Here is a 12,018-nt window from a genome sequence, read left to right as displayed (position 1 = left end):
ATGATGCTATTTCCGGGTAATCTCCACCTCCTTCCCGTCGATTACGAATTTAACATCAGCAACAGACTCTATCACGTCCAAAACCTCCCGAAGAGAGGAAGTACGTTTCACCGAGAACACGTATTCCCGCGTATCCGGGACTGCTCCCTCGTGCACAAAATCAACATCATAATATAATTCAAGACTTCGCACGATTTGTTCTATCGTTTTACCGTTGAAAAGGACATAACCATTCCGTTTTGCCTTGTATTCTGCCAAATCCACCTGCATCACTTTAATATCTCCCGCTTCGTCAATAGAATACATATCCCCGGGATGGAGTATCGTTTCTCCGGTACCATTTCCGGGAGTGATTCCAACCCGCCCCTCGACCAACACGGCTTCAACCGGCATCTTTTCCCGGGCAAAAATATTAAACGTGGTCCCGTACACCTGCAATTTCATTCGCTCCGTGTTCACGGCAAAACGGTTGGATGATTTAGTCACCTCGAAATAAGCCTCTCCCCGAAGAGTAACTTCTCTCGTGGAACAAGAATCAAATTGCACGGGATAAGTCAACTCGCTGGAAGGTCCGAGTAACACGAAAGTCCCATCAGCCAAAACCAACTCGAAAGTCTTACCCCGCGGCACGATTATCGTGTGCCTCGGTGCCTGTTTTTCCACACGGGTAGCATCCTCTTCACTCGTGTTCTCACGCGCGGAATATTCCAATTTATTATCGGCAACTTGTCTCGCGATACCGGAATCCAATTGCTTGGCTGTAAACTTATCGCCGCTCTCGGTAATAATGATTACCTCCGCCGCATGAACGGGAACATGTGCTTTACTCTCGTCGTGCATATTCCCGGTATAATACCACCAAACACCTACCGAAAGCAACAAAATAACAGACGCTGCCACCGTTGTCCTTTGCCACAACGCACGCCGTTTCCTGCCTCGTTTACTCTTCAACATCTTCTTGTAAAGAATATCCAATTGTCCTTCCGAAAAAGATTCGTTCCGGGTTGGACTATTCGCATAATAATCCCGGGTACGCCGGTAAAACTCTTCATTCCGGGAATCCTTTTCACGCCAACTTTCCACTTCCTCGATAGTCTTCCGGTCCGCAAAACCGTTGATATATGAAAATAATTTGCTCCAATCTATCTGCATAAAACCACTTGATTTTTATAATAAAACGCTTAAGTGAAAAAATGGGCCCCCCTTATTCCAATATTTTTTTATTATTTCCAACAATATATTTTTACCCCAACAAGTCCAAATAAAAATTTTATCGCATATATTTGTGATGTGGTTTTGGAAAAAAACAGAAATTTTAAATCCCGAATATGCCCGAGGAGAAATTTGAACATATCTTCAAAAGCTATTATAGTGATATATATAACTTCATTTATCACTATATAATGAATAGAGATGATACCGAAGATTTGGTTCAAGACGTGTTTATCTGTTTTTTCGAGAAATATCAAACTATACCGGAAGAGATAAACACGAAACAATACCTGCTGGCGATGTCTAAAAATCGTTGTATCAGCTTTCTCCGTCACAAGAACGTGATAGACCGCAATAACCTGAAGTATTTCGAATCGCTCGTTTTCAGTACCACTTCCGAATATGACACCACGTATGACGACTTGTTCACAAAACTGAATCTGGCAATGGATAACCTTTCCGACTTGCAAAAGCGAATCGTAGAAATGAAATTAGCGGGCAAAAACTACGACGAAATATCGAATGAGCTGAACGTAACACATTCCCAAGTTCATAAAAACATCAAAAAAGCATACACGAAAATCCGGACTTATATCGGTAAAAACCCGGATGAATCAATTCATTGCCTGTTATTTTACCTTTTCTTTCACTCATTCTAGCCGCAAACATCACGACACCATTTCAGTCCATCTTTTCAAACGTTCCGAAATATCCTTATCAGGTAAACGTTGATTAATCGTCCTCAACAAATTTAGTTTATCATACGCAATTTGAGGAGTTATTATATGTTGTTCTACCAACTGATCAAAAATATAAAGAATTCCAGAAACAATAGTTCCCGATTTAACAGCCGATCTACGCAACTTGTTATCTCCCGTGAGTAATCTATAATGATTCTTTTGAGCGTATAACCAAACGGAACAATCAGTAATAGACACATTATTATCTTGTTTCTGCTGATAATCAATTATTTCTAATAATTCATCAACAGAATGTGTCTTAACCGCTAACAAGCCATCATTAAAAAATTGCTCAACTTTTACCCGTTGTTCTTCCTTTACCAATTCATTCATAACAAAATCAGTTGTATGAATTTTCTGAGAAAGTCTAAAAAAATCATCCAATAAATCTATATCACAGAGATCTATAAATACATTGGTATCATTAACAACAACAGTTTCCATTTACACGAGATTTAAACTTTCTTTTAGTTGGTGTACTGGCTTTTTAACCAACACAGAAGCCTTTGAGAATGAAACTATTTCACTTGCTAGAGCCCGATACACGAGTCGTTCGAAACGAGAAGAACATTCTTCAGGAAAACGACTTTTTTCTACAATTTCTTTAAAATCAGATATTCTATTCTTTTTTATATAATACGTTTTTAATCTTGATTCCGTTATGATATTCAATTCTTTCGCCTTATACATCAACGCATCTATCGATACACCGAATTGACATTGAATATCTATCAACTCTTTTAAAGAAATATCTTTCCGACTGTTGCCAATAAGATTAATAAACACAGATTCAGAGATCAAAATCTCATTAGCAAATCGATTACATAAATATTCTTTCTTCTTACTTGATAAAACAGGATCTATATTCAATAATAAATGCCCTAATTCATGTGCCGCCGTGAATCTTTTTCTTTCCGGTAAAAAATTCTTATTCAAAATAATAAACGGACATTTTCCCCCAATAAAGCCACTAAGCCCATCAAAGGAATTATCTGCATCAATTTCTATTACTTTAATCTTATTCTCTTCCAATAATTCTATAATATTATTGATAGGATCTTCACCTATTTTCCATACCTCTCGGAGCCGATCAACTAAAGGTCTTATATCTTTGGCATCCCGTACTACTATATAATCCAATTCAGTACTAAACGTAGAATCAATGTTAAGAATACTTTCTATTTCCAAGTATCTTTCCACCATATCCAAAACTTGTTCTTCAATTTTAGCTTTCTCTTTGGATAATAATTTTGCTTTTTTTCGAAATTCAATTCCTTCTAATTTAACCTGAAACGGTTTGAAAAAATAATCAATACTCGTGTGAAGTACATTTGCCAATTGTATCAACACAGTACTATTGGGTAACATCTTTCCATTCTCATATTTCGAAATAGCTTGTTTAGAAACAATATTACCCATTACTTCACACAATTCATCCATAGAGAGTCCTTGCATGATCCTCGCATTCTTTAATCTTTGAGAAAATATTTGTTCCATAGTAACTTTTATTTGAGTTTACAAATATACGATTTTTAATCAAAATGTAAACCAGAACAAATAATTTTTACTTACCCTTCGACTTCGATATGGATTTCCACATCGTTCACTTCGCAATCTTTAGAACGTAACTCGATAATCATCCCCGGGTGTGTCCAAGTTGTCTGGAAATCGTAATCTTTGAGTTCTCCGGCTTTCAGCGGAAAAGAACGACGGAAACGAATGGCATTTCCTTCCCCGTTTTCCTTGATAATCAATATAGCATCACAATCTAATTTCCCGTCAAAATGTACACGTATCGCTTTAGGTAACTCTATCTTCGTGTTATACTCGAAAATCGCTTCCTGTTGCCCTTTTATCGTGAACGTCTTTTCCTCCACTATTTTGGACGTCTTCATCCAAATGAACAGCCCTAACGCGAACAACACCAGAATAGCACATAAATAAAGTATCCCTTTCAATTTCTTATTCTTCATAAGCACCTATTTTTTGTAATGGTGATTACAAAAATACAAAATTGCCGATTCAAAACAGCAATTTGTTCAAAAAACGCTACTTTAAATCGGCAATTTACTCAACTTTTAGTTTTTATCTCTCAGCTTTCCCCGTATTCGTCCCAACTCTTGATAGCGATTTCGTCAGGATTGACTTTGCAGATTGCATAGATAAACGCGCTTGCCAAACGGGCATTCGTGATTAGCGGGATATTATAATCCACCGCAGCACGACGGATTTTATACCCGTTATCCAACTCCCGTTTCGTGTGATTCTTTGGGATATTAATCACGAGGTCTATCTTACGGTCATGCAAATATTCCATGATATTCGGTTCCTTATCCTCATCCGGCCAGTAAAGAATATTCACGTCGATATTATTTTCCTTGAAGAATTTAGCCGTTCCTTCCGTGGAATATATCGTGAATCCTTTCTCTATCAGCATCCGGGTAGAATTCAACAACTCTACTTTGGAACGCGTGGGACCCGAGGAAATCAGGATATTCTTCTTCGGGATACGATGTCCCACGGAAAGCATACTCTTCAATATTGCCTCGTAATAATTCTCACCGATGCAACCGACTTCCCCGGTCGATGCCATATCCACTCCCAACACGGGGTCCGCTTTCAACAGGCGGGCAAACGAGAATTGAGAAGCCTTCACTCCCACGTAATCCAAATCGAAAACCGATTTGTTCAACGCCTCCACTTTCTCCCCCAGCATAATCCGGGTTGCCATGTCAATAAAGTTGTATTTCAAGACTTTCGACACGAACGGGAAACTCCTCGAAGCCCGCAAGTTACACTCGATTACTTTTATATCATTGTCTTTCGCCAGAAACTGCATATTGAAAGGGCCGGATATATTCAATTCCCTCGCTATCGACCGGGCAATCTTTTTAATCCGGCGAATCGTTTCCACGTACAATTTCTGGGCGGGAAACACGATTGTAGCGTCACCGGAATGTACACCGGCAAACTCCACGTGTTCACTGATAGCGTAAGCTCTCACCTCCCCTTCCTGTGCCACGGCGTCAATCTCGACCTCTTTCGCCTGCTCGATAAACTCGGATACTACCACGGGATGCTCTTTTGATACTTCCACCGCCAACTCAAGGAAATGCAATAACTCGTCTTTATTCGACACCACGTTCATGGCAGCCCCCGAGAGCACGTAAGAAGGACGAATCAACACGGGGAAGCCTACCTTATCCACGAAAGCGTATATATCCTCTATGCTCGTCAATTCGCTCCACCGGGGCTGGTCTATTCCCAGTTCATCACACATGGATGAAAATTTCCGGCGGTCTTCCGCCCTGTCAATGGATTCGGGCGAAGTACCCAGTATATTCACGTGCTGCCCGTGCAAACGCATCGCCAAATTATTCGGTATCTGTCCCCCCGTGGAAACAATCACTCCCTTCGGCACCTCCAATTCGACAATATCCATTACCCGCTCGAAGGAAAGTTCATCGAAATACAAGCGGTCGCAGGTATCGTAATCCGTGCTTACCGTTTCAGGATTGTAATTAATCATGACTGAGCGATACCCCATTTTCCGAATCGTGTTCAAGGCACTCACCCCGCACCAGTCAAATTCCACGCTACTGCCGATACGATACGCTCCCGACCCCAACACGATAACCGAACGACCGTCACGCTCGTACGCCACGTCATTTTCAGAGCCATTGTACGTGATATAAAGATAGTTCGTCATGGCAGGATACTCCCCCGCCAGCGTGTCTATTTGCTTCACGACGGGCAAAATACCCAGTTTTTTACGGTATTCTCTCACTTTCAACATCTTCTCGTGATGCGAAAGAGATGTATTTTTAATCGTCAACCGACCTATCTGAAAATCGGAAAACCCGTATTGCTTTGCCGCGCGCAATAAATCCGCGCTAATTTCCTCCTCGCCATTCAATTTTGACAACTCTTCTTTCAACAAGTGAATATTCTCCAAACGTTGCAAAAACCAATGGTCTATCTTTGTCAAATCGTGAATCTTCTGCACGCTGTACCCTTTATCGAAAGCCCCAGCTATGGCGAATATTCTGGCATCCGTCGGGTTCGCCAACTCCTCATCTATATCTCTCGATTTAAGCACATTACCCACGAACCCGTGCATCCCTTGCCCAATCATCCGAATCCCTTTCTGGATAGCCTCCTCAAAAGTCCTACCGATAGCCATAATCTCCCCGACACTCTTCATCGAGGAACCTATCACCTTGGAAACCCCCTCGAATTTATTCAAATCCCAGCGGGGAATCTTGCACACCACGTAATCCAACGCCGGTTCAAAACAAGCCGTGGTCACCTTCGTTACAGAATTTTTAATCTCGTGCAACCCGTAGCCCATACCTAATTTCGCCGCCACGAATGCCAACGGGTATCCCGTTGCCTTTGAAGCCAAAGCGCTGGAACGGGAAAGACGCGCGTTCACCTCTATCACCCTGTAATCCTCCGAATGGGGGTCCAAGGCATATTGCACGTTACACTCTCCCACTATCCCGATATGACGGATAATCTTGATAGCGATTGACCTCAGTTTATGGTATTCACTGTTACTCAACGTCTGCGAGGGAGCTACCACGATACTCTCGCCCGTGTGTATTCCAAGAGGGTCGAAATTCTCCATATTACACACCGTGATGCAATTGTCATACTTATCCCGAACAACCTCGTATTCCACCTCTTTCCAGCCTTTCAAAGACTCTTCCACGAGAATCTGCGGCGAATAGGAAAACGCACTGGAAGCCAGACGTTCCAACTCTTCTTTGTCCGAGCAGAAACCGGAACCCAAACCGCCCAACGTGTAGGCAGCCCGGATAATCACGGGGAATCCCAACTTATCCACCGCCGCGAAAGCCTCTTCCATGTTATTGGCGGCAATACTTCTCGGTGTTCTCACGTCAATCTCAGCTAGTTTTCCGGCAAATATTTCCCTGTCTTCCGTGTCTATAATCGCCTGCACGGGTGTCCCCAACACCTGTACATTATATTTTTCCAATACCCCGGATTTGTACAACTCCACCCCACAATTCAATGCCGTCTGCCCGCCGAAAGAAAGCAGTATCCCTTCCGGACGCTCCTTCTTAATCACCTCTTCCACGAATTCGGGAGTAACCGGCAAATAATATATCTTATCTGCCACTCCCTCGGAAGTCTGCACCGTGGCAATATTCGGGTTAATCAACACGCTATAAATACCCTCTTCCCGCAGTGCCTTCAACGCCTGCGAACCCGAATAATCAAATTCCCCCGCTTCCCCTATCTTTAACGCTCCCGAACCTAGAAGCAAAACCTTCTTCATATTTATTGATTTTAAATTTTAGATTTTAGATTGAAAAATTTCATCATTTTCAATTTTCAACTTTCCATTTTCAATTGTTTCATCGAGGCGATGAAATCATCGAATAAAAACTCCGTGTCTACCGGACCGCTCGACGCTTCCGGGTGAAATTGCGCGGAAAAGAACGGCTTTTTCTTGTGCCGTATTCCCTCGTTCGTACCGTCATTCACGTTCACGAAAAACGGTTCCCATTCTGCCGGAAGAGTCTTCTCGTCAATGGCAAACCCGTGATTCTGTGAAGTTATATAACAACGCGTTCCCCCAGGTTTCATCACCGGTTGATTATGGCTTCGATGCCCGTACTTCAATTTATAGGTCGAAGCTCCTGCCGCTCTCGCCATCAATTGGTTTCCAAGGCAAATCCCCATAATCGGGATATTCCCTTTCAAGGCCTTCCGTATATGTTCGATAGTTTCGACGCACATCGCCGGGTCACCGGGTCCGTTGGAAAGGAAAAGCCCGTCATACTTCTCCCTCGTGAAATCGTAATTCCACGGCACCCGCTTCACCGTCACGTCACGTTTCAATAAACATCGCAGAATATTATTCTTCACCCCGCAATCCACCAACATCACTTTATACTTCCCGTTCCCGTACTCCATAATCTTTTTGGTAGAAACCTCAGCCACGATATTATCCTTATTCGGGTCGTAGAAAGGCACGTCCTCATCGTCAAACAAAATTTTCCCCACCATCGCACCGTTATCCCTCAACTTCTGCGTCAAAGCCCGGGTATCTATACCAAAAAGCCCCGGAATCTGTTGTTCTTTCAACCAATCTCCGAGGCTTTTTTGTGAATTCCAATGACTGTACCGGGAAGAATAATCGGAAATCACCAACGCCTTGCAATGAATCCTGTCCGACTCGAAAAACTTCGATATCCCGTCCCGTTCATCATCCACTGGGACCCCGTAATTCCCTATCATCGGGTAAGTGGGAACCAGTATTTGCCCCTTGTAGGAAGGGTCCGTCAAACTCTCGGGATACCCCGTCATTGCCGTATAAAAAACAACTTCCCCGGACACCGATTTCTCGTAACCAAAGGAAGTTCCTTCATAAACCGTCCCGTCTTCCAGAACCAGACGAGCTTTCTTTAATTTCTGCATATTTATTCTATCAACTAAAGATTATATGTAATTATACGCGAAAATAGAACTAATAATCGACACTACAAAGAATATTTATGTGTTTCGATAAATAATTATGCGTAAATATATTCATCCATTGAAAATCAAACATTTTTGATTAGTTTTGTAGGGCGTAATATTAACACCTATGAGAAATAAAACAAAGCGCTTGTTATCTATTAGAAAGCTCATCGAGAACGAGCAAATATGTTCACAGGAAGAACTACTGTTCAGACTGAAAGAACTGGGCGTGGAAGCAACTCAAAGCACCCTGTCGCGTGACTTGAAATTCATGAGAGTGGCAAAAATACCTCACAAGGACAAAGGTTACATTTACATCATACCGGAAAGCATCCAGAACGAACAGGCTGACGAAAAAGCATCAGCTATCGTCACGGATTCCATTTCAAGTATCGATTTTTCCGGCAACATCGCCGTCATGAAAACCCTTCCCGGTTATGCCAAAGCTGTTACCGTTTTAATCGACAACGAGAACTATTTTGAAGTTTTAGGCACCATCGGGGGCGATGACACCGTTTTAATCGTGATGCGGGAAGGCGTTACCCACAAGGAATTATTGGACGCCCTTTCCTCCATACACCCTAATATTCACTCGCTATTTAAGTAATCATTTTGAATTTTCAACTTTCAATATGGTATTATCTCGAAAATAGTTTGTAAACTTGCACCCCGTATTTTCAAGATTATAATCATGAATATTATTACAAAGAAAGCGGAATTAACCACCACGATAGAGAAGCTGAAACAAGAAGGGAAAACGGTGGGACTCGTACCTACAATGGGTGCACTTCACGAGGGACATATCTCTCTGGTAAAAGCATGTAAAAAAGGAAACGACGTGGCTGTTGTCAGCGTGTTTGTCAATCCCACGCAGTTCAACGATAAAGAAGACCTCAAACGTTACCCGCGTACCTTGGATAAAGATGTCGCTTTACTCGAAAAAAACGGATGTGACTACGTATTCGCTCCCAGCGTCGAGGAAATGTATCCCGAGGAAGATACCCGGGTATTCAACTTCGGGTACGTCGAGAGCGTCATGGAAGGAGCCAAACGCCCGGGACACTTCAACGGCGTGGGACAAATCGTCAGCAAATTATTCGATGCCGTTCAACCCCACCGGGCTTATTTCGGGATGAAAGACTTCCAGCAGGTAGCCGTGATTAAAAATATGGTAAAACAACTGCACTATAATTTAGAAATCGTACCTTGCCCCATCATCCGCGAGGCAGACGGGCTTGCCATGAGTTCCCGCAACACCCTGCTGGAACCGGAATACCGGAAAAACGCGCCTCACATCCATGCCGTTCTTCAAGAAGCCACTAAACTAACTTCCGAAATGAGCGTCGATGAATTAAAACAATGGGTAACGGAAGAAATCAACAAAAACCCCTACCTTGAAATCGAATATTTCGAAATCGTGGATGACACCGAATTAAAAACCATCCGGGATTGGAAAGAGAACAACGTGAAAGTCGGTTGCGTGGCAGTATACGCCGGTAAAATCCGACTGATTGATAATATTGTATTTTAAACGTATATCAAACTGACACGAAGATGTTTATAGAAGTAGTAAAATCTAAACTTCACAAAGTTACCGTTACTGAAGCCAACCTCCAGTACGTGGGTAGTATCACTATTGACGAGGCTCTTCTGGAAGCCGCCAACATGATAGAGAACGAGAAAGTTCAAATCGTGAACGTCAACAACGGCGAGAGATTAGATACCTATATCATCAAAGGTGAAAGAAACTCGGGTATTATCTGCTTGAACGGACCGGCTGCACGCAAATGCGCCGTGGGCGACGTGATAATCATCATCTCTTACGCCTCCATGGATTTCGAAGAAGCCAAATCACACAAACCCGTTCTCGTATTCCCCGACACGGCTACAAACAAACTAATCTGACACGCCAATGGACTTTTTACCTTACATAGAGAAAAAAATAGCTCACACGCCAGAAGAAGCCTCCAGAACCATCAACATGTGGAGATACAGAAACGACAAAATCGTCTTCACCAACGGCTGCTTCGACATCCTGCATAAAGGACACATCGAATACTTGGCAAAAGCCGCTTCTTTAGGAACTAAACTTATTATCGGTTTAAATACCGACAGTTCAGTAAAAAGATTGAAAGGCGATTCCCGTCCCGTGAACGATGAAAATGCCCGGGCTTTAGCGTTAGCTTCATTGATTTTCGTTGACCAAGTCATCTTCTTCGATACCGACACCCCTTACGATTTAATAAAAATGGTACAACCGGACGTATTGGTAAAAGGAGGGGACTACCGCCCGGAAGACATCGTCGGGTACGACATAGTGAAAGCCAAAGGGGGAGAAGTAGTTACCATAGATTTCGTGGAAGGTTACTCCACCACTTCCCTGATAGAGAAAATGAAATAAAATAGTTGCTCGTTATCAACTATTCCTTACAGGAGGATGTATCTCGAGATACATCCTTTTTTTATCAGTTAAACCTTAAAACACAATGAATAATTCGATTACAATCCGGGAATACAAATCAATAGACAAAAGTTCCGTGATGAATCTAATCAGGTTAAACACGCCCGAATACTTCGCACCGGAGGAAGAGGATGATTTTAGCAATTACTTGGATAATGAAAGAGAACTCTATTACGTTCTACTCTTTAATGAAAAAATTGTAGGATGCGGTGGAATTAATTTTGCCGAGAATAAAACGATAGGAAAAATCAGTTGGGACATTTTACACCCGGAATACCAAGGAAAATCACTGGGAACCAGATTACTTGAATATAGAATCGAAAAACTTGAATCCATCAAAAGCGTTCAAAAAATAACCGTCAGAACTTCGCAAGTAGCTTATCAATTCTATGAAAAACAAGGATTTGAACTAAAAGAAATCAAAAAAGATTATTGGGCTAAAGGATTTGATATGTATAAAATGGAGTATTTATACCCAAAACGCAAGTGAATCCGTCTGCAATAAGGCATCACTTCCGGTTCAGTAGTACATATAAAGTTTTTTATACTCTATTGTAATCCTATTAAAACGCTATTGTAGTATAGGGTTTTAATAGCGCTTTAATAGGGAACTAATAGCGTTTTACACGGAAGTGATGTGGAAGTGATACCGAAGTAATACTATATTCAGCTATAAATCCTACATGCTCATTCTATAAACCGATATATGAATATATAGACATTTATTTGTTAGTATCCCCGTTAGTAACTGTGAATAAAAAAAGAACTAAAAAGAATAACTTCATTTGCATTTCACGAAAAGAGAAGCAAGTAATAATTGAAATCAAAAATCCAAGAATAGTTTTTTAAATTAACCCTGCTTGTTTCTACAAATTACTAACATCAGTTTTCTATCATTTCACAAAATACTTTTTCCGAATCATTATTACTAACAATTGTGGATAACTCAAAAACAATTTTGATTATCAGTACATAATCAATACATACATTGTGAGTAACCTTCAAACCAACAAATAATAACTACAAAAACAAGAGAAATCCATTTATTTTATCACAATTACTCACAGCCTATAATCATCTTCATATTCTTTTTAAAAAAAATAAAAGATAATA

12 protein-coding genes are annotated in these 12,018 nt (G+C 41.4%); 6 read left to right on the top strand and 6 right to left on the bottom strand.

The features are described 5' to 3' along the window. Nucleotides 1-6: 6 nt before the first annotated feature. Nucleotides 7-1,152, bottom strand: a complete 1,146-nt coding sequence (locus tag ACK8P8_RS13885) for a FecR family protein (protein WP_369860413.1) — start codon at nucleotides 1,150-1,152, stop codon at nucleotides 7-9. Between the two features lie 176 nt (nucleotides 1,153-1,328). Here ACK8P8_RS13885 and ACK8P8_RS13880 point away from each other — a divergent pair, with 176 nt between their 5' ends. Then, a complete protein-coding gene (locus ACK8P8_RS13880) occupies nucleotides 1,329-1,871 on the top strand; it encodes a sigma-70 family RNA polymerase sigma factor (protein ID WP_369860414.1) in 543 nt (180 codons plus the stop codon). A 9-nt stretch (nucleotides 1,872-1,880) separates the two neighbouring features. Here the strand turns inward: ACK8P8_RS13880 and ACK8P8_RS13875 are convergent, their stop codons facing one another. The 5 genes from ACK8P8_RS13875 to carA form a co-directional block, all read right to left on the bottom strand. Next, nucleotides 1,881-2,396: a PIN domain-containing protein gene (locus ACK8P8_RS13875; RefSeq protein ID WP_186974925.1), complete on the bottom strand. Its 516-nt coding sequence runs from the start codon at nucleotides 2,394-2,396 to the stop codon at nucleotides 1,881-1,883. Then, nucleotides 2,397-3,449 carry a helix-turn-helix domain-containing protein gene (locus ACK8P8_RS13870; RefSeq protein WP_186974924.1) on the bottom strand — a complete coding sequence of 351 codons (1,053 nt, stop codon included), beginning with the start codon at nucleotides 3,447-3,449 and terminating at the stop codon, nucleotides 2,397-2,399. Between the two features lie 71 nt (nucleotides 3,450-3,520). Continuing rightward, complete coding sequence (locus ACK8P8_RS13865; protein WP_099291388.1) at nucleotides 3,521-3,925, bottom strand: hypothetical protein; 405 nt, start codon at nucleotides 3,923-3,925, stop codon at nucleotides 3,521-3,523. 119 nt (nucleotides 3,926-4,044) lie between these two features. Further along, nucleotides 4,045-7,257, bottom strand: a complete 3,213-nt coding sequence (gene carB, locus ACK8P8_RS13860; RefSeq protein WP_369860415.1) for a carbamoyl-phosphate synthase (glutamine-hydrolyzing) large subunit — start codon at nucleotides 7,255-7,257, stop codon at nucleotides 4,045-4,047. A gap of 56 nt (nucleotides 7,258-7,313) precedes the next feature. Beyond that, nucleotides 7,314-8,402, bottom strand: coding sequence for a glutamine-hydrolyzing carbamoyl-phosphate synthase small subunit (gene carA, locus ACK8P8_RS13855; RefSeq protein WP_369860416.1), 1,089 nt, complete (start codon nucleotides 8,400-8,402; stop codon nucleotides 7,314-7,316). Nucleotides 8,403-8,571: 169 nt separating this feature from the next. Between carA and ACK8P8_RS13850 the strand changes: the two genes are divergently transcribed. From ACK8P8_RS13850 to ACK8P8_RS13830, 5 genes are all read left to right on the top strand, one after another. Then, the gene (locus ACK8P8_RS13850) at nucleotides 8,572-9,051 is read left to right on the top strand and encodes an arginine repressor (RefSeq protein ID WP_099291385.1); all 480 of its coding nucleotides are present in this window, start codon (nucleotides 8,572-8,574) and stop codon (nucleotides 9,049-9,051) included. Nucleotides 9,052-9,135: 84 nt separating this feature from the next. Then, on the top strand, nucleotides 9,136-9,975 hold the full coding sequence (gene panC / locus ACK8P8_RS13845) for a pantoate--beta-alanine ligase (RefSeq protein WP_369860417.1): 840 nt from the start codon (nucleotides 9,136-9,138) through the stop codon (nucleotides 9,973-9,975). Between the two features lie 23 nt (nucleotides 9,976-9,998). Continuing rightward, nucleotides 9,999-10,349 carry an aspartate 1-decarboxylase gene (gene panD, locus ACK8P8_RS13840; protein WP_099291383.1) on the top strand — a complete coding sequence of 117 codons (351 nt, stop codon included), beginning with the start codon at nucleotides 9,999-10,001 and terminating at the stop codon, nucleotides 10,347-10,349. A gap of 7 nt (nucleotides 10,350-10,356) precedes the next feature. Then, nucleotides 10,357-10,845: a D-glycero-beta-D-manno-heptose 1-phosphate adenylyltransferase gene (gene rfaE2 / locus ACK8P8_RS13835; RefSeq protein ID WP_369860418.1), complete on the top strand. Its 489-nt coding sequence runs from the start codon at nucleotides 10,357-10,359 to the stop codon at nucleotides 10,843-10,845. An 85-nt stretch (nucleotides 10,846-10,930) separates the two neighbouring features. Further along, entirely contained in the window at nucleotides 10,931-11,395 is a 465-nt protein-coding gene (locus ACK8P8_RS13830) for a GNAT family N-acetyltransferase (RefSeq protein WP_369860419.1), read from the top strand. Nucleotides 11,396-12,018: the final 623 nt, after the last annotated feature.

Source organism: Butyricimonas muris (assembly GCF_046365375.1).
Lineage (GTDB): Bacteria > Bacteroidota > Bacteroidia > Bacteroidales > Marinifilaceae > Butyricimonas > Butyricimonas muris.
This window is presented reverse-complemented; position numbering and strand designations above follow the sequence as displayed.

Coding starts and splice junctions, on each gene's coding strand:
- ACK8P8_RS13885 (WP_369860413.1), bottom strand. CDS start 1,152: ATGCAGATAGATTGGAGCAAATTATTTTCATATATCAACGGTTTTGCG.
- ACK8P8_RS13880 (WP_369860414.1), top strand. CDS start 1,329: ATGCCCGAGGAGAAATTTGAACATATCTTCAAAAGCTATTATAGTGAT.
- ACK8P8_RS13875 (WP_186974925.1), bottom strand. CDS start 2,396: ATGGAAACTGTTGTTGTTAATGATACCAATGTATTTATAGATCTCTGT.
- ACK8P8_RS13870 (WP_186974924.1), bottom strand. CDS start 3,449: ATGGAACAAATATTTTCTCAAAGATTAAAGAATGCGAGGATCATGCAA.
- ACK8P8_RS13865 (WP_099291388.1), bottom strand. CDS start 3,925: ATGAAGAATAAGAAATTGAAAGGGATACTTTATTTATGTGCTATTCTG.
- carB (WP_369860415.1), bottom strand. CDS start 7,257: ATGAAGAAGGTTTTGCTTCTAGGTTCGGGAGCGTTAAAGATAGGGGAA.
- carA (WP_369860416.1), bottom strand. CDS start 8,402: ATGCAGAAATTAAAGAAAGCTCGTCTGGTTCTGGAAGACGGGACGGTT.
- ACK8P8_RS13850 (WP_099291385.1), top strand. CDS start 8,572: ATGAGAAATAAAACAAAGCGCTTGTTATCTATTAGAAAGCTCATCGAG.
- panC (WP_369860417.1), top strand. CDS start 9,136: ATGAATATTATTACAAAGAAAGCGGAATTAACCACCACGATAGAGAAG.
- panD (WP_099291383.1), top strand. CDS start 9,999: ATGTTTATAGAAGTAGTAAAATCTAAACTTCACAAAGTTACCGTTACT.
- rfaE2 (WP_369860418.1), top strand. CDS start 10,357: ATGGACTTTTTACCTTACATAGAGAAAAAAATAGCTCACACGCCAGAA.
- ACK8P8_RS13830 (WP_369860419.1), top strand. CDS start 10,931: ATGAATAATTCGATTACAATCCGGGAATACAAATCAATAGACAAAAGT.